This window comes from Aquimarina celericrescens (assembly GCF_042682765.1).
GTDB classification, from domain to species: Bacteria; Bacteroidota; Bacteroidia; order Flavobacteriales; family Flavobacteriaceae; genus Aquimarina; species Aquimarina celericrescens.
Genome location: NZ_JBHUHY010000016.1, coordinates 83,929 through 102,670 on the forward strand (window position 1 = coordinate 83,929; position 18,742 = coordinate 102,670).

At 35.3% G+C, this 18,742-nt stretch carries 9 protein-coding genes; 6 read left to right on the forward strand and 3 right to left on the reverse strand.

Annotated elements, in window-relative coordinates; translation table 11 throughout:
* Nucleotides 1–168 precede the first annotated feature (168 nt).
* The 3 genes from ACFSJT_RS15450 to ACFSJT_RS15460 all read left to right on the forward strand — a co-directional run bounded on the left by ACFSJT_RS15450 (nucleotide 169) and on the right by ACFSJT_RS15460 (nucleotide 4,269).
* Entirely contained in the window at nucleotides 169–2,046 is a 1,878-nt protein-coding gene (locus ACFSJT_RS15450) for a glutamate-cysteine ligase family protein (protein ID WP_378321216.1), read from the forward strand.
* Nucleotides 2,030–3,235 carry a succinylglutamate desuccinylase/aspartoacylase family protein gene (locus ACFSJT_RS15455; RefSeq protein WP_378321217.1) on the forward strand — a complete coding sequence of 402 codons (1,206 nt, stop codon included), beginning with the start codon at nucleotides 2,030–2,032 and terminating at the stop codon, nucleotides 3,233–3,235. The genes ACFSJT_RS15450 and ACFSJT_RS15455 overlap by 17 nt, the downstream gene beginning before the upstream one ends.
* A 98-nt stretch (nucleotides 3,236–3,333) precedes the next feature.
* The gene (locus ACFSJT_RS15460) at nucleotides 3,334–4,269 is read left to right on the forward strand and encodes a threonine ammonia-lyase (protein WP_378321218.1); all 936 of its coding nucleotides are present in this window, start codon (nucleotides 3,334–3,336) and stop codon (nucleotides 4,267–4,269) included.
* On the opposite strand, the gene ACFSJT_RS15465 is transcribed toward ACFSJT_RS15460, so the two are convergent.
* Nucleotides 4,266–7,979, reverse strand: coding sequence for a bifunctional metallophosphoesterase/BamA family protein (locus tag ACFSJT_RS15465; RefSeq protein ID WP_378321219.1), 3,714 nt, complete (start codon nucleotides 7,977–7,979; stop codon nucleotides 4,266–4,268). The two genes, ACFSJT_RS15460 and ACFSJT_RS15465, sit on opposite strands and share 4 nt — an antisense overlap.
* A 271-nt stretch (nucleotides 7,980–8,250) precedes the next feature.
* On the opposite strand from ACFSJT_RS15465, the gene ACFSJT_RS15470 reads away from it, so the two are divergent.
* The 3 genes from ACFSJT_RS15470 to ACFSJT_RS15480 all read left to right on the forward strand — a co-directional run bounded on the left by ACFSJT_RS15470 (nucleotide 8,251) and on the right by ACFSJT_RS15480 (nucleotide 12,228).
* Nucleotides 8,251–8,760 (forward strand): peroxiredoxin-like family protein, encoded by a 510-nt coding sequence (locus ACFSJT_RS15470; protein WP_378321220.1) that lies wholly within the window; start codon nucleotides 8,251–8,253, stop codon nucleotides 8,758–8,760.
* A gap of 379 nt (nucleotides 8,761–9,139) precedes the next feature.
* Nucleotides 9,140–9,499, forward strand: coding sequence for a BlaI/MecI/CopY family transcriptional regulator (locus ACFSJT_RS15475; RefSeq protein ID WP_378321221.1), 360 nt, complete (start codon nucleotides 9,140–9,142; stop codon nucleotides 9,497–9,499).
* Entirely contained in the window at nucleotides 9,499–12,228 is a 2,730-nt protein-coding gene (locus tag ACFSJT_RS15480) for a M56 family metallopeptidase (RefSeq protein ID WP_378321222.1), read from the forward strand. Before ACFSJT_RS15475 ends, ACFSJT_RS15480 begins: the two co-directional genes overlap by 1 nt.
* A 194-nt stretch (nucleotides 12,229–12,422) precedes the next feature.
* Here the strand turns inward: ACFSJT_RS15480 and ACFSJT_RS15485 are convergent, their stop codons facing one another.
* Together ACFSJT_RS15485 and gltB are read right to left on the reverse strand one after the other, a co-directional pair.
* A complete protein-coding gene (locus tag ACFSJT_RS15485) occupies nucleotides 12,423–13,886 on the reverse strand; it encodes a glutamate synthase subunit beta (RefSeq protein WP_378321223.1) in 1,464 nt (487 codons plus the stop codon).
* Nucleotides 13,887–14,091: 205 nt separating this feature from the next.
* Nucleotides 14,092–18,594 (reverse strand): glutamate synthase large subunit, encoded by a 4,503-nt coding sequence (gene gltB, locus ACFSJT_RS15490; protein ID WP_378321224.1) that lies wholly within the window; start codon nucleotides 18,592–18,594, stop codon nucleotides 14,092–14,094.
* Nucleotides 18,595–18,742: the final 148 nt, after the last annotated feature.

Consider the following 18,742-nt stretch of genomic DNA (forward strand, 5'->3'; position numbering starts at 1 on the left):
TTCTAATTTTATAGGATAACGATAAAAAAATCAATAACTATGACAAATAGCATATTTTATAATGTTACGAATACTTAGTTTTAGCGCTATTATGCAATAAAATCAGTATAAAAAGCTCTTTTTGACCAATTTATCGTTCATAACGGCATTTTCATAAAACATAATTGTATGGGAGAACACAATGTACATAGTAGTATAGATCAAAAAAACAAAGCCGGGTTTATAAAACATCTGCTAGACGATATAAAAGCATTAGAAATTATGCTAGAACAAAACCTGATAGAAGATGACATCGTTCGTATTGGAGCTGAACAGGAATTTTGTTTGGTTGATCGAAACTGGAGACCAGCTAATAATGCTATGGAAATGTTAAAGACTATTAATGACTCCCATTTTACAACAGAGTTAGCAAAATTTAATCTAGAGATTAATCTAGATCCCTTAGAATTAAAAAAAGATTGCTTTTCTCAAGTAGAAAGTGAAATAAATCGTTTACTAAATAAGGCAAAAGAAGCTGGTATCGATAGCGAAACTAAAATTTTGCTAACAGGAATTTTACCCACAATAAGCAAACGGCATTTAGAACTAGAGTATATGACTCCAAACCCCAGATATTCTGCTCTTAATGCTATTCTAAGGTTGCAAAGAGGTACAGATTTCGAACTTCATATACGAGGAGTAGATGAATTAAGCATACATCATGATTCTGTGCTTTTTGAAGCTTGCAATACTAGTTTTCAAATGCATCTGCAAGTACCTCCCCAAGATTTTATATCAAGTTATAATTGGGCCCAAGCCATATCAGGACCAATATTAGGAATATGTACTAATTCTCCTTTGCTGTTTGGAAGAGAGCTATGGAGTGAAACCCGGATAGCCTTATTTAGACAAAGCCTGGATATACGCAGCGCATCTCACGCCCTTAAAGATCGAAGGGCAAGAGTAAGTTTTAGTGATCATTGGGCTTATGGATCAGTAGCCCAAATTTTCAAAAATGATATAGCAGAGCACAAAGTAGTGATATCCCGTGATATTGCCGCTAATTCTCTTTCTGAATTAAAAAAGGGAAATATTCCTAAACTACAAGCTCTCAATTTGCATAATGGTACGGTATACCGATGGAACAGGCCATGCTATGGTGTTGGAGGAGGAAAACCTCATGTGAGAATAGAAAATCGATACATCCCTTCGGGACCAACAGTATTGGATGAGATCGCTAATTTCGCCTTCTGGGCAGGAGTAATGATAGGACGCCCTACAAAGTTTGATAATATGCCCGCTTGTATGGATTTTAGAGATGTAAAAGCAAATTTTATTAAAGCTGCGCGCATGGGGAAGGATACCATATTGCAATGGATGGGAAACTCTATTTCGGTCCAGGATTTGATTATCAAAGAGCTTTTACCTATAGCACATTCAGGATTAGAGAAAGCCAACGTAGATAAAGAGGACAGGGAAAGATTACTATCGGTTATTGAAAGTCGGGCTAAGGGTATCACACCTTCGGTATGGAATATCAAAAACTATAGGCTTCTCAGAAAAAATATGAAGATCGATAGTGCTTTAAGAGCTCTTACAAAAACCATGTATGACAATCAACAGCATGGATCTCCAATACATGAATGGCCAATGCTTGAGAAGTTGCCAAAAACAAGTGAGGATGCCACTCTGGTAGGGCATATTATGTCCACTCAATTATTTACAGTAGGTGAACATGATCTTGCGACTCTTGCTACAAACATCATGAAATGGAAAAACATACACCATGTCCCTGTAGAAAGTATGGTGGGTACTCTTTGTGGTTTACTTACGTGGACTCATGCAACGAAAATTCAAAATCTAAAAACAAATGGGGACGAACGTACAGTCTCTGACATTATGGAAAAAGAAGTGATAACCATATCTCCAAAATCATCTATAAAAGAGGCTATCAGAATAATGAAAAAAAATGAAATAGGTTGTCTTCCGGTTGTACAAAAGGAAGATCTTGTGGGAATTATTACAATCAAGGATGTAATTGAATTTGACAATGGTAAAAATTCATAGTACAGTATTGAACCAAACCTTGGAGATAAAACGAATTATCAAACATTTAAAAGGTTCTCAGTCTGGGCCTACCCTTATTTTTATTGGAGGAATCCATGGTAATGAACCCTCTGGTGTATTCGCACTCCAGCAAGTTCTCGATGAGCTTCAAAAAAAGAAAATTTCCATTACAGGAAATGTATACGCATTAAGTGGTAATCTTTGGGCACTAGAACGTAATAAACGTTACGATAAACAAGATCTCAACAGACTATGGACGAGTGAGAATATGCAGAAGGTACTCAACAACCATCTTGAGATTCGAAATGAAGACATCTCCCAACAAATTGATCTCTATCGAACCATACGCGATATAGTACAAAAGGAAAGTGGTCCATTTTATTTTATGGATCTACATACCACCTCAAGTGAAACCGTCCCTTTTTTAACCGTAAATGATAGTTTATTGAATCGGAAATTTACCAATCAATATCCTGTACCTATAATTTTAGGTATTGAAGAATATCTTGAAGGGCCATTACTTAGCTATATTAATGAGCTAGGCTATGTAGCTTTTGGTTTTGAAGCCGGTCAGCATGATGACCCTGCCTCTGTTCAAAATCATGTTGCTTTTATCTATCTGACCCTAGTTTTTACCGGAAGTATTTCAAAAACTTCGATTAATTACCCTCATTATTACAGCATATTATTCGATAACTCGATGGAGTTTAAACATATTTATGAGATATATTATCGCCATGAAATCATTAATGGCGATACATTTAAGATGGAACCAGGATTTATTAATTTCCAGGAAATTAGAAAAGGACAAGAGTTAGCCAAAAGTAATGGCAAACTCATTACGGCCCAACGAGATGGTAGGATTTTTATGCCTCTTTATCAAAATTTGGGAGACGATGGTTTTTTTACCATAAAAAGAACTCCAAAGCTATTTCTAAATTTATCTGCAGCGTTACGCAAGATACGTTTTGACCACATTTTAACCCTACTGCCTGGCGTTCAATGGGGTTCTGACAAAAAAGATGTGTTAACCGTAGACCTGAAGATTGCACGTTTTTTTACTAAACAATTTTTCCATTTACTGGGGTATAGGAACAAAAAAGTTGATGAAACACGTTTGAGAGTTAGAAATAGAGAAACCGCATCGAAAACTAAAGAATATAAAAATACATCTTGGATCAATAAGTAAGAAGAAGTTTTAATTACGATTTGAAACTTATTTATGTTTTTATTATTATTCGTAAAGTCTTACTTTTAAACATCATTTATAAACATCATTTTTAGATAATGACGAAACAAGACCTAGCAGCGTGTCATGATCGTATCAAACCCTATATTCACAGGACGCCCGTATTAACTTCAACCTTACTGAATGAGATCTCTGGAGCCAAAATTTTCTTTAAATGTGAGAATTTTCAGAGAATGGGTGCTTTTAAAATGCGCGGAGCCTCTAGTGCTATTTCAAAATTGTCAAAAGCTCAAAAATCAAGAGGCGTAGTTACGCATTCTTCGGGTAATTTTGCCCAAGCTTTATCCTTGTCTGCAAAGAGTTTGGGAGTGAAAGCATATATTGTAATGCCTTCAAACGCACCGCAAGTTAAAAAAGATGCTGTAAAAGGATACGGAGGAGAAATTATTGAGTGTCCTCCTACCCTAGAAGAACGAGAACGTGCTGCGGCCAAAATTAAAGAAGAAAAGGGCGCTACTTTTTTACATCCATCAAATAATTTGGATGTGATTTTAGGTCAGGGTACGGCTGCGATCGAACTTCTTGAAGATTATCCTGATTTAGACTATATCTTTACACCGGTAGGTGGTGGTGGATTAATTGCAGGTACTGCTCTGGCTGCGCATTTCTATGGTACTGATTGTAAGGTTATTGGCGGGGAGCCTTTTGAAGTTGATGATGCTTACCGCTCTTTGCAAAGTGGGAAAATCGAAACCAATATCACGATCAACACTATTGCAGATGGATTAAAAACTCAGTTGGGAGATGTTAATTTTCCCATTATACAAAAATATGTTTCAGAAATCATTCGAGTTGAAGAAAATGAAATCATATCTGCAATGCGACTGATTTGGGAACGCATGAAAATTATTATAGAACCTTCATGCGCTGTACCGTTTGCAGCTTTACTTCGAGAAAAAGATCGTTTTAAAGACAAAAAAGTAGGTATCATTCTTTCTGGCGGAAACATAGATTTGAATAACCTACCCTTCTAAAACTCAAACCCGAAGCCTCCCTGTACCTGAACGCCTTCATCTGAAGAGAACATTCCCAGTCTAAACGAAAAGGTATCTGCCCCGCTAATCCAGAATCCACCTCCGTACGAAGTATGCCATTGATTAGAATCATCATTATCTATCCAGACCCTTCCGTAATCAAAACCTCCATAGGTACCAAAAGTAACCGGAAATACCGAGGTGGTAAATCGTTTTAGCCTTGCCTTTAAATCAGTTGTTTGATAAAAGTAACTTTCTCCTGTAAATCGTTCATTTCTAAAACCTCTTAGTCCGTTATCTCCTCCTATTGATGGTGCATGATAATAAAAAAAGTTATTTCCAAGATTTGCTTTTACTTCGGCTTTAGTCCCTAACACTAAGTGACCAGAAGAAATAAGCTGGTGACTTCCGCCTAAAGCGAAAGTGATATAACCAAACTCATTGTCGGGAATATCAAGATTTCGCTTGTACCCACCGGAAAGGTTAAAAAGTAAAGCTTTTGTAGGGAAATCAAGTGCGTTCTGACTGTCAAAAGAAATACCTGCCTCGGCACCTACATAATTTTGAGAATCAAAAACTAAGGGATTTACGACTCCGGTTGATACGAATCTATCTTCATCTTCGACAACGTTAAAAGACTCAAAAAGTCCTTTTACATACAATGACCTGTAGCTAACTCCTGCGTCAATTTTAATTTGTTGCATTTGAGTTCTATTAAAATCCTGACTCAAATCATCATCAAAGTTCTCAGTATCATTTCCGAAACCAAAAAAGTTATTAGCATATGCTTCGTTAGTGAAGTACCCATTGATCGTTAAATTCCAATTGGGAAAAATATTAGCGAAAACTCCCTGGTAATTAAGATCAAAACCTTGAAATGTAAAATAATAATTTCCACCAAAAGTATGTCGTTGTTTAAAATCTTTGCCATCACCATGAATTCCATAAATAGTATACGTATCTGTCAATCCTACGAAAAAACCATCATCATTGCGCAATCCAATTGTAGGTATTACTATATTGAAATCTTCCTGAAAATACCTCCAGTGTAGGGTATTTGTCTCGTATAAATTAGTAAGCTGTCGACTGGGCTTTTTTTCTTCAAATTTAGATTCTTCGAATTTCCAGTCATATACTTTCAATTTTTTTCTATTTTCAATTTTGTAAGTATCCTTCCCATACCCACCGACGATTTTTACCTTACTATATCCATCTCCGTCTCCATTAACTATGAAGGTATCGTCATCATTTAATCCGTAAACGAGAATTCTTTTAGTTTCCTTGCTGTCAAAAATTCTTTCATAAAAGACTTTATTTTTTTCATCGCTCAATTTTCTTTTTCCTATAATCTTTGTTTTACCATTTGGCATTCTTGTGATTTCGAATAAATCATCTTTGTGCGTCCCGTATACAACCTGAGTTTTATTTAAATACGTTGCATATTTTTTGGCATATTGATCAATAACTTTTAGTCGTGCTTTTAGGCTATTTTTAATTTCGTTGGTTGTTTTATCCTGAATTTCTGGTGGTAAATTGGTAAAAGCTATTTCAATTTGAGTTTCTGTAAGATTTTCTTGAATGTACTTTGCTTCTTTTACCCAAGTATCTATTCCATACTTGGTGATAAGTGTTTGATCAAGATTATTCGCTTCTGCATTAAACCATTTCAAACTTTTGATTTCGGGGCCGTAGGTTTGCCAAGGTCGTGTAGCCGGAGAGAAGATTTTAATCATGGGCATTGCAATACCGTCAAACTTAGAGAACGTATTATCCCTGTCTCTTGCTACTGGAATAAAAATCTTATCGTCTCCTTCGTCTTTTTCATACTCTATCCATCTCCATTGATCCTGATGGCGATCCCAATCACCGATAAGCATGTCAAAGATTCTGGCGCGTATATACGCCTCTTGATCCATAATGTAAGATTCATCTTCCTTTAATTTTTCTAAAGCATCTGTAGTACTTTCAAAATCTGTTATTTCGCCTTCAACATCGGGCAGTGCTCTTCTATATCCTTTGTATTTTTTTTGCTCATCAGAAGGTCTGCGTTCTATATAATAAAGTTCATCTCCAAAAGTAGCATTATACTCTCCCAAGCGGTCTTGCTTTGGTACGTAAAACAATTCGGTTTCGGCATGGTTAATCTCCAGAGCTTTAGCCATATCATTAATTACCATTTGCATAAAAGGGTGAGCAGTAGTAAAAAAATCTGAAACAAGATCCTCAGTTAGCGTGTTTTCATAATCTTGAGTATCATACGAAATTCCTCTTACTTTTTGTGTTAAAAACTTTAGGGCTTCTTTCTTAAGAGAACGCATTGCATACTCTCGATTTTGACTATCTACCAATCTAAGAGAATTAGATTGATGCCCTCCCCCTTTTTTGGTTACCTCTAAACCGCCATACAATGTATCCAAGAGAGCTACGGGAACTGTAACTTCTTTATTAAAGTAAGAGCGGTAACGGTCTCCCCATAAGAGCTTATAGAATCCAGATTTATCTAATGTTACCTCATCTTTAATAATTACCGCTTTTTTCTGTTTGGGATGAGACTCTGCTGTAAATGCGTAATCTTTATAGGTTTTAAAAGGTGACAACACGTTAAATGATTCGTTTTTATCATCATCTTCAGTTATGAAATCTACTGCAGAAGATCCGTCTTTGTAATATGTGATTTTGGCAAAACCAGGTGCTCCATGTGTATATTTTCCTTCGTAAGACAAACTTCCGCCTGGTGCATGAATGAATCCTTTAGAACGATTTGTGGCCTCTGCTCCCCCATATGAACCACTTATTACCTGATGTATACCTTTTCCCTCGAGATATTGTAAACTTTCTTCATGACCAGAAACGATTGTCACTCGATCTGATTTTTGCGCAACAGAACTTAACAATATTCTTAAATATCTATATCTCGGAAAATCTAATTGGTCCCTATTTAAATTGGCCAAATCCTTAACTTCACCGGTTAATGTTCCTATTACTGGTAACGGTAATAAATGACTTTTCAAAGTTTCATGACCAGCATAAGTACCATTACTAAAAATTGGATGATGCATCACGATCAACACATTTTTACCTTGTGCATCATTAATATACCCCTCAAGTTCTTCTGCGAAACGTCTTCTTGTGTTTACACTGGTGCACTTCTTGTTGATTTCTTCGATCCGATCCCAATTAGCAATAAACCAATAAGAATTGACCACAATGATATCCAATTTTTCATTAACGACGATATGCTCAATGGGGCAACCATTTTTTTCAGGAAATTTTGAGTCTATTGACTTTCTCTTTTCTACATAATCCTCATATTCCTCCATTTGATTAATATTGGCGTCCTTCCACTCATTTACCCCATGAATAAAAAGCGTCTCTCCTTTATAATCCTCGGCCAAAGACAATTGCTTATCTAATAATTTGAAATCTTTTTCTTTCTGCCCTACTTTATCAGAAATATTATCTCCCATGAAAAGGAGGGTACTGTTTTTTCCGGCTTTCTTGAGTTCGGCAGACAATTTTTGATCTAAAGCTGCGGTGAAATTGTCTTTTTCTTGATTACCATATCCTCCCACAACATAAAAAATATGAGAAACCTCTTTATCTATAACACCAGTGGTGTCAACCGAGTCTTTTATTTGAGGTTGAAATGTTGCACAAGATTGTATAAGTATACATACAAGAAAAGAAATTGTCGATATACGGAAATTCATAGTAAATTATTTAATTTTATATCAATAAAATATCTCGTTAGTTATTTTGCGAAGTATTTCGGCTAGGTAATACTTTCTTAAAAAAGCTAAGGAACTTAAAACTGAAAAATAATCGTATCGCATACCGTATTTTCTTTTACTCTAACGATAAAATCAAAAATTTATATTTCTAAAAATTTGTAACGATAAATTTGATTTGGGTTATCAAAATTTGTGATAAAGTCAATCAAGTTATTGTTGAAATAATATTTTCATCACAAAGAAATTAGCTATGTTAAAACCAAGAAAAAAAGTACCAAGTCTTCAGGTAGATTTGATTAATAATACCCATTGGAAAATAGAGGATCAAAACCCCGAAAATTTTACAATGATTGTTTTTTACCGGGGATTACACTGCCCCATATGTAAAAAACAATTGGAAGAATTAGCTTCGAAATTAAATTTATTTGTTAAAAAAGGAGTAAACGTTCTAGCGGTAAGTTGTGATACAGAAGAAAAGGCCAAAACTACGGGAGACAAATGGAAAGTTCCTTCACTACCCATTGGTTATGAAATGACTATAGAAAAAGCACGAGAATGGGGATTGTATATATCCACTGCAAAAGACGACAAAGAACCTGAGCATTTTTCAGAACCTGGAATTTTTCTGATACGGCCAGATCAAACTTTATATTTTTCTTCTGTGCAGACCATGCCTTTTGCACGACCAAAGTTTGATGAGATATTAAATGCTATCGACTATATAATGAAAAATGAATATCCTGCAAGAGGAGAATCTTAAATGATTCTTTTGGTGGCTTCTATATAAATGCGATCATCTTGATCTGATAAAAAAGGGAATGTCTAAAAAGTCGTCATTCCGAGCATAGCGAAGGAATCTGTCAAATTTGAGCACCAATAAACAGGTTACTTCTCCGCCCAAAGGAGGATCGTAATGACGTTTTCTGATACTTTTTAGACATCCCCTTTTTTATAGAAAATCGATTACAAATCGAAAAAATCAAATATCCAAAATTAATTTATTATTTATTTAACAAGTCTTGTAGCCCAAGTATAATGAGAGATTGAACTATAAATTACTAATTCATTAGTTTATCTACTAATTAATTAGTTGTAAAACTAAAAAATTAGTAGTACGTTTGTTTTATAAAATTAATAGCATGCAAAAACTAGCTAAAAGAGAAGAACAAATTATGCAAAGTCTTTGGAAACTTGAAAAAGCTTTCATAAAAGAGATTATTGCGGAGCTATCAGATCCCAAACCTCATTATAATACTACAGCAACTATAGTAAAAATTCTTGAGGAAAAAGGTTTTATAAGTCATGTGGCTTATGGAAATAGTTTTCAGTACTATCCATTAGTGTCAAAAGATGAATATCAAAAACAAATTTTGGGAGAAGTAATGAATAATTATTTTGATAACTCCCCCTTGGCTTTGGTTAAGTTTTTTGCCAAAGAAGAGAAAATTAAAACAGAAGAACTAGAAGAAATCATTCAACTTATCAAAAACAAAAAATAATGGACTATATCATATATAGCTCGGCATTAATAGGTTTATCGTATTTGATTTATCAATTTTTTCTTTCCAGAGAAACCTTTTATCATTTAAACCGATGGATATTAATATCATTGATCCTTCTGTCGTTTACTCTACCACTGATATCGGTTCCAGAATATTTATCATTCAAAAATGTTGTAAATTCTGAAAACACAACTTTTTTTTCTGAAACTCCATCTACAAAAGTTGACATAGTCGATGAACCTATGATCAATGAAAACACATCAATTATAAATACTGCCCCTACTGCAAGTTCAACCAATATTGCCCTAGATTGGAAATCCATTGTTCTATACATCTATGTTTTAGGAGTATTAGTATTTATGGTTCACTTTTTAATTCAATTGGGAGTTTTACTATATAGAATTATCAGATATCCTACTATAGAGGTTGATTCTTATAAAATAATTGAAACTAATAAGAACCATGCACCCTACTCGTTTTGGAATCGAATTTTTATGAACCCGAGTCAGTATAATCCTGACACCTATTTGCAAATTTTAAAACATGAACAACTACATATAAAAGGTAAGCATAGCCTTGACATGCTATTAGTAGAGTTTCTGGTCATGTTGCAATGGTTTAACCCCTTTGCATGGTTATATCGTAAAGCTATTGATAATAATCTTGAATATCTAACTGATGATAATATGCTAAGCATTGGTGAAGATAAAGAGGTCTATCAAATGAATTTACTAAAAGTATCAACTCCAAATATGCCTACAGGTTTGGCAACAAGTTACAATCAATCATTTCTCAAAAAACGAATACTTATGATGAATTCTAAAAAATCGACAGCAAAATCAGGATGGAAATACCTAATCATTATTCCATTACTGGCTCTTACCGTGTTTTCTTTCAATCCGGTAAAACCAAACGAATCGTTACTAACTAATCATGATGATGAAGCTTTAGATATGGTTTTGAAATCAGAACCTAAAGAAACTGTTTCAAAATTCAAAAATGACTTTACCAAAGGTGTCTGGGATGCCGAGATTGGGGGAGGTAAACTTTGTATTATGTTCAGAAGTGCTGAACCGCTCAAAAGAAATTACTGGTCCACAACACGATGTTATGAACCTTCATTTTTTTCAGATTTTCCGCATGGAGATAAACAAAAATTTTCGATAACGCGCGATGCAGGTACGCTAACTTTTATTGGCGAATTTGAAAATAATATCGGTGATGGTAGATACATTTTCGAGCCTAATTTGAATTTCAAAAATTCTTTAAAAAAATATAGCTTACAGGCAGATAATAGTGATTTAATGCATTGTTTTTTAACAGATTTCAATACCACTTACCTCACTTATCTCAAGAATGAAAAACTCAATATAGATCAAGATGATTTTGAAGATATTATCCATAAATCTCTACCTCTTGAAAAATTAAAAATGTATCGTAAAGAGTTAGACAAATTGGGATATAATAATTACACGATGGAAGAGGTTAGTAAACTTAATCTTTTTGATGTAGACATTTCTTATATTTCTTTTATAAACAAGGTAAATTCTTCAAAAACATCGTTAAAAAAAATTACCAAAGCCAGAATTCATAATGTAACACCAGAGTTTATAGATTCATATAAAAACAAGGGGTATGGCAGTATGTCTTTGGATGAATATATCAAATTAAAAATACATAATGTAACACCAGAGTTTATAGATACCTTTAAAAAAGAAGGTTATTCGAATATATCTGTGAACGAAGCTAAAAACCTAAAAATTCATAATGTGACTCCAAAGTACATTCAAACCTATAAAGATGCCGGGTATAAAAATATAGGACTAAAAGAAGCTAAAGAATTAAAAATTCACAATGTAACTCCGGAGTTTATTGATAGCTTTAAGAAAATTGGCTATCCAAATATTACCCTAAACGAGGCTAAAAAATTAAAGATTCACAATATCACTACTGATTTTATACAATCTTATTTAAAATCAGGGCAAACAACTCTTTCTTTGCAAGATGTTATTAAACTTAAAATTCATAATGTAAGTCCTGAGCAAGCTAAAGTAACCAGAGGTTATTCTTCTAGTTCCACAAATAACTCGGGTAAAAAAGAACAGGATACTCAACAAGATCCTGGTGATTTTATGAAAGCTTTTGCTGATCTGGGATATACTAATGTTCCCATTGATGATATTATCGCCTTAAAAATACATAATGTAACGCCAGAATTTATTAAGAAATATAATGCCGCTGGTTACAAAAATATTCCACTGGATAGAGTAATAGCATTAAAAATCCATAATGTAACTCCAGAGTTCATTAATTCTTTTAAGAAAGCAGGATATAAAAATATCTCTTTAGACAATGCGGTCGGTTTAAAAATCCATAACGTATCTCCAGATAACGCAAAGGCTTATATCATGTTGGGATACAACAATATTTCTGTCGATGATCTAATGTCACTAAAAATTCATAATGTCACACCAGAGTATATTAGAGAGTTCAAGAAAACCAAATATGGAGATATTCCATTAGATGAGATCATTTCTTTCAAAATACATAATGTTACACCAGCGTTTATTAAGCAATTCGAAGATTTAGGATATCCAAACATTACTGCAGACCAAGCACAAAGTCTAAAAATTCATAATGTAACTCCGGAATTTGTAAAAAAGCTAAAGAAACAAGATCCTAATATCTCATTAGATCAAGCTGTAAGAATTAAGATCCATTTTTAAATTAAAAGTTAGTCAATCAAAAAACGAAAGAGGTCTAAAAGGTCGTCATTCCGAGCATAGAGAAGGAATCTGTCAAATTTGAATACTAATAAACAACAGATTACTTCTCCGCCCAAAGGCAGATCGTAATGACGTTTTTTGATCTTTTATAGACCTCTTTTTTAACACTAGTAATTAAAATATTAGAAACGCAATTAGATTCTTGGCAAATCACCATCACCTTTAAGCGGAAGATTAGAATTTCCCATCAAATGGGTATCTACATGATGGGCCGCCTGTCGCCCTTCTGCAATTGCCCAAACAATTAAGGATTGTCCTCTTCGGGTGTCACCTGCAGCAAAAACACCTTTTATGTTGGTTGCATAATTATCTTCATTCGCTTCAATATTAGTTCTGGCATCCAAATTGATCCCTAATTGTTCTGCGATTGTAGGTTCTGATCCTGTAAACCCTAAGGCCAATAATGCAAGGTCACATTTCCATTCTTTTTCTGTACCGGCGATTTCCTTTAAGGTAAAGCGACCATTTTCTTTTACCCACTCTACTTCTGAAGTAATCAATCCTTTTAAATTTCCATTTTCATCTCCCAAAAATTCTTTGGTAGAGATCCTCCAGTTACGTTCTACTCCTTCCTGATGCGACGAGCTTGTACGCAAACGCATCGGCCAAAATGGCCAAGGTTGATTTGTAGGACGCGCTGTGGTTCCTTTATTCATAATTTCAAAATTAGTTACAGAACTGGCACCATGACGTACTGAAGTACCAATGCAGTCTGATCCCGTATCTCCTCCTCCGATCACAATCACATCTTTTCCTGTTGCCAGAATCTCTTCTCCTAAATCTTTGATCCCATCTACTCTTCTATTGTTTTGTGGAAGAAAATCCATTGCTTGTACCACACCTTTAAGATCAGAACCTCTTACTGGTAAATTACGTCGAACTGTGGCTCCTGTACATAAGACAACTGCATCGAAATCTGCTTTGATCTGATCTGCTTTGATATCTTTTCCAATATGAGTACTGGTCTTAAATAAAATCCCTTCTTCTTCTAAAACAGCAATGCGACGATCGATCACATGTTTTTCCATCTTAAAATCAGGAATACCATAACGCAACAAACCTCCAACTTTTTCATCTCTTTCAAAAACGGTTACCAAATGCCCTGCACGATTCAATTGTTGGGCTGCAGCTAGCCCGGCAGGTCCTGAGCCGATTATGGCTACGGTTTTTCCTGTTCTTTCTTTTGGGGGATTTGCTTTTACCCAACCGTTTTTAAAGGCTTGCTCAACGATATTTTTTTCAATATTCTCGATGGTTACCGGGTCTTCATTAATCCCAAGTACGCAAGCCTCTTCACAAGGTGCTGGGCATAATCTTCCTGTGAATTCAGGAAAATTATTGGTTGCATGTAATAGACTAGCTGCCTTTTCCCATTTGCCACGATACACAGCATCATTAAAGTCAGGGATCAGGTTACCAAGCGGACAACCACTATGACAAAATGGTATTCCGCAATCCATACACCTTGCCCCCTGATTTTTGAGTTTTTTTTCAGGCATTTCTACTGTAAACTCTTTATAATCTTTTATACGATCTTTAACAGGTTGGTACTGTTCGGTCTCTCTTTCAAATTCTAAAAATCCAGTTATCTTTCCCATGTTATTTTTAAGTTTCTAAGTCTCTTAGCAACAAAGAATCTAAGTTTCAGATTTTCTCTAGAATTAGCTCTTCATTTTATAAAACTTGTTTTTTATTATCTATTGTATCATGATTAGAATTTTTAACTTCACCTTATCTAAAGTTCAAAATAAATAATTAATCTGCCTCTAACTGATAAATCAAAATCTCTCTATTTTCTAACCTCTAACCTCTAACTTCTACCTTCTCTTCTTCTATTCTTTTTAAAGCTTGCTTGTATTCTTCGGGGAATATTTTGATGAATTTTGGTAATTCTTGTTCCCAATTTTCAAGGATCCTTTGTGCCAGAGGACTTAAGGTAGCGTTATAGTGATTCTCTATCAATATCTTTAATTCATCAATATCTTTTTGTTCAACCACAGGATCAAGATTTAAAGACTCCTTATTGCAATGTGCCTCAAATGTTTTCTTGCTGTCGTAGATATAAGCTATACCTCCAGACATTCCGGCTCCAAAATTTCTTCCGACTTCACCAAGAATTACGGCTACACCGCCGGTCATGTATTCACAACCGTGATCTCCAATTCCTTCAACTACTGCTTGAGCACCCGAATTGCGCACACAGAATCGCTCACCAGCTTTACCATTGATATAGACTTCTCCATCTGTTGCACCATATAGCGTCACATTACCTGTAATAATATTTTCTTCAGGAACAATTGTGGCTTCATCTGGAACTTTAATAATCAATTTTGCTCCAGAAAGCCCTTTGCCTAAATAATCGTTTGTATTACCATTCACTACCATGGTCAATCCTTTGGTAGCAAAAGCCCCAAAGCTTTGTCCCGCAGCGCCGGTAAAGTTCAATTTCAATGTGTTATCAGGTAATCCCTGTGCTCCATATATTTTAGAAATCTCGTTACTAAGGATAGCTCCTACTGCCCTATCAGTGTTGGTAATATCAAAATCTAAAGTTGTTTTCTCTTTACGGAATAATGCCGGATGCGCTTGCTCAATAATTTCAAAATCGATAGACTTACTAAGGCCATGATCCTGAATTTCTGTATTATATACTTGAATTCCTTCCGGAACTTCTATTTGATGTAAGATGGGTGAAAGATCCACTCCAGCTGCCTTATAATGCTCAATGGCTTTATTATGATCTAACTTATGTACTTGCCCCACCATTTCGTTGACCGTACGGAAACCAAGTTGCGCCATAATCTCTCTCAATTCCTGAGCTACGAAGTACATATAATTAACTACATGTTCTGGCTTACCCTTGAATTTTTTACGCAATTCTGGGTTTTGCGTTGCGATTCCTACCGGACATGTATTTAGATGACACACACGCATCATGATACATCCTGATGCTACTAATGGTGCGGTTGCAAATCCAAATTCCTCTGCTCCTAATAGACAGGCTATAGCAACATCTCGCCCCGTTTTTAATTGGCCGTCACATTCTACCACTACTCGACTTCGTAGGTTATTGCCCACCAGTGTTTGTTGTGCCTCAGCAATACCAAGCTCCCAAGGCAACCCTGCATGTTTTAAGGATGTTAAGGGCGAGGCACCCGTACCTCCATCAAATCCTGAAATCAGAATCACATCGGCTTTTGCTTTTGCAACACCCGCAGCGACGGTACCTACTCCTACTTCAGAAACCAGTTTTACATTAATTCTTGCGTTTCTATTAGCAGATTTTAAATCGTAAATTAATTGTGATAAATCTTCGATGGAATAAATATCATGATGTGGTGGTGGAGAAATTAATCCAACATAAGGGGTTGAATTACGTGTTTTTGCTATCTCAGGATTTACTTTTGGACCTGGTAATTGCCCACCTTCCCCAGGCTTGGCACCCTGAGCCATTTTTATCTGAATTTCTGCTGCATTCGTAAGATAATTTGAAGAAACTCCGAATCGTCCTGAAGCTACCTGCTTTATGGCACTGTTTTTCCAATCACCATTTACATCTTTGTAAAACCTAAGTGGATTTTCTCCACCTTCTCCAGAATTGCTTTTTCCGCCAATACGATTCATAGCAATGGCCAAATTCTCATGAGCTTCTTTGCTAATTGATCCATAAGACATAGCTCCTGTTTTGAAGCGTTTTACGATCTCTGTCCATGGCTCTACCTCATCGATTGAGATTGGATCATAATTAGAAAATTCTAACAATCCACGAATGGTCATTAAAGCCTTGGACTGTTCATTAATCAATTTGGCATATTCTTTATAGGTCTTAGGATCATTATCACGCACAGACTTTTGAAGTTTTGCAACAGATAAAGGATTAAATTGATGTTTCTCTCCGTTTCTCCTCCACCTGTATTGGCCTCCTATTTCAAGATCTAGACTTGCACCTACCTCTCTTTCGGCATACGCTTTCTTATGTCGTTTTGAAATCTCTTTTTCGATTTCATATAGTCCTATACCCTGAATACGAGTAGCAGTATTTGGAAAATATTGCTCGACAACTTTGGTGTTAATTCCTATACACTCAAAAAGTTGTGAGCTTCTGTATGAATTTAGGGTAGAAATACCAATCTTATTCATCACTTTGAGCACTCCTTTTCCAACTGCTTTGTTATAGTTATATATGGCATCTTCAAAAGTCAGATCAATGATATTATTTTCTTCGATTTGTTCTCCAATAATTTCGTTTACCATATATGGGTTGATAGCACTGGCACCATATCCAAACAATAAAGCAAAGTGGTGCACTTCTCTAGGCTCTGCAGATTCGACTATAATACTCACTTTAGAGCGTTTTCCTAATTTCTGTAAACCACTATTTACGTAAGAACATGCCAGTAAAGCAGGGATAGGAGCCCTATGCTTGCTCACATTTCTATCAGAAAGGATGATGATATTTGTTCCTTCATCAATAGCTTCAGAAGCTTCCTTTAATAATTTTTCTAAAGCATCCTCCAGACCGTTCAGTCCTCTATTTACATTGTATAACATTGGCACCGAAGTCGACTTAAACCCTTTATCGGCATAGGTTTTGATTTTATCCAGATCCTCTTTGGAGATCACCGGATTTTGGATCTTTAATTTCTGACAATGTTTTTCATTAATATCGAAGATATTATGATCTGAACCTAAGGTAAGACTAATATCACAAATCAATTCTTCACGTATACCATCTAGTGGTGGATTCGTAACCTGGGCAAATAATTGCTTGAAGTAATTGTAAATTAATTGAGGACGTTCTGAAAGTACCGCAATTGGAGTGTCTGATCCCATAGAACCGATGGGCTCTTTTCCCGATTGACCCATGGGCGAAATAATAGTATCTATATCTTCCTGGGTGTACCCGAATACTTCCTTTCGTTTAGCTACCGTTTCTTCTCCTAAAAATAATGGACAATCATTGTAAGGAATATTTTTTAAATGAACGAGATTGTTATCTAACCATTCTCTATAAGGATGTTTTGATGCAATTTCCTCTTTAATTTCCTCATCGTTTATGATTCTTCCTTCTTCCATATTTACCAGGAACATCTTGCCTGGCTCTAGTCTACCGTGATATTCAATATTTTCTGGTACTATATCAACCACTCCTGTCTCTGACGACATTATCACGTAACCATCCTTGGTCACTGTATATCTTGATGGTCGTAGTCCGTTTCTATCTAATACCGCACCAATATAGTTGCCATCAGTAAATGGAATTGATGCAGGACCATCCCATGGTTCCATAGCACAAGAATTATACTCGTAGAATGCTTTTTTCGCTTCAGACATTTCAGGATTTTTTTCCCATGCCTCGGGCACCATCATCATCATCACTTCGGGAAGTGATCTACCTGTCATTAATAATAATTCTACCACCATATCCATAGAAGCAGAATCTGATTTTCCTTTTAATACTACCGGAAGTATTCTCTTGATATCTTCTCCAAACCAATCACTCTTCAATAATTCTTCTCTAGAGCGCATTCTGGTAACATTTCCTCTTAAGGTATTAATCTCCCCATTATGACACATATATCGGAAAGGTTGGGCTAAATCCCAGGTAGGAAATGTATTGGTAGAAAAACGTTGATGTACCAGAGCTAATCTGGTAACTACTTTGGGATCCATTAAATCGGTATAATACAATTTAATATCTTCTGGCATTAAGAGTCCTTTAAATATTAATGTCTTAGTCGATAAACTTGGTAAATAGAAAAATTTGCTTTCAGAAAGTTTAGAACCATATATACTATGCTCTGTAACTTTTCTTGCTGTAAATAACTTCAGGTTAAAATCAAAGTAGCTTTGCTCTTTATTTTCTTTACCAATAAATATTTGTTTAATAAAAGGTTCTGTTGTAGCGGCTATTTCACCTATATGTATATGATCGACAGGAACATTTCGCCATCCTAACAGTACTAGACCTTGCTCAACAACATTCTTTTCGAATGTATCTATACAAAACTGTCTCTGATTTTCTTTTTTGGGCAAAAAGACATTACTTACAGCATATTCACCCGGTTCTGGTAGTTCAAAATCACAGTGTTCTACAAAAAAATCATGAGGTATGTCAATTAGTATCCCCGCACCATCGCCTGTTTTACCATCTGCACTTACAGCACCGCGATGTTCTAGTTTTTCAAGAATTTCTAGTGCTTTATGAATAATGTCATTCGACTTTTTTCCTGCCAAACTGCATATAAATCCGGCACCACATGCATCATGCTCGAATTCTGGTAAATACATTCCTTGTTTCTTCATAATATTTTCCGACTTAAACGATTTCAAGAGATTGAAATTAACAAATCATTAAGGAAGAAGAAAAAAAATGGAATCATTCTATATCACTTTTCTGAGCTCTCTAAAAAAAGGCCTGAATGGATAAAATAATCACAAAATAACAACTTCT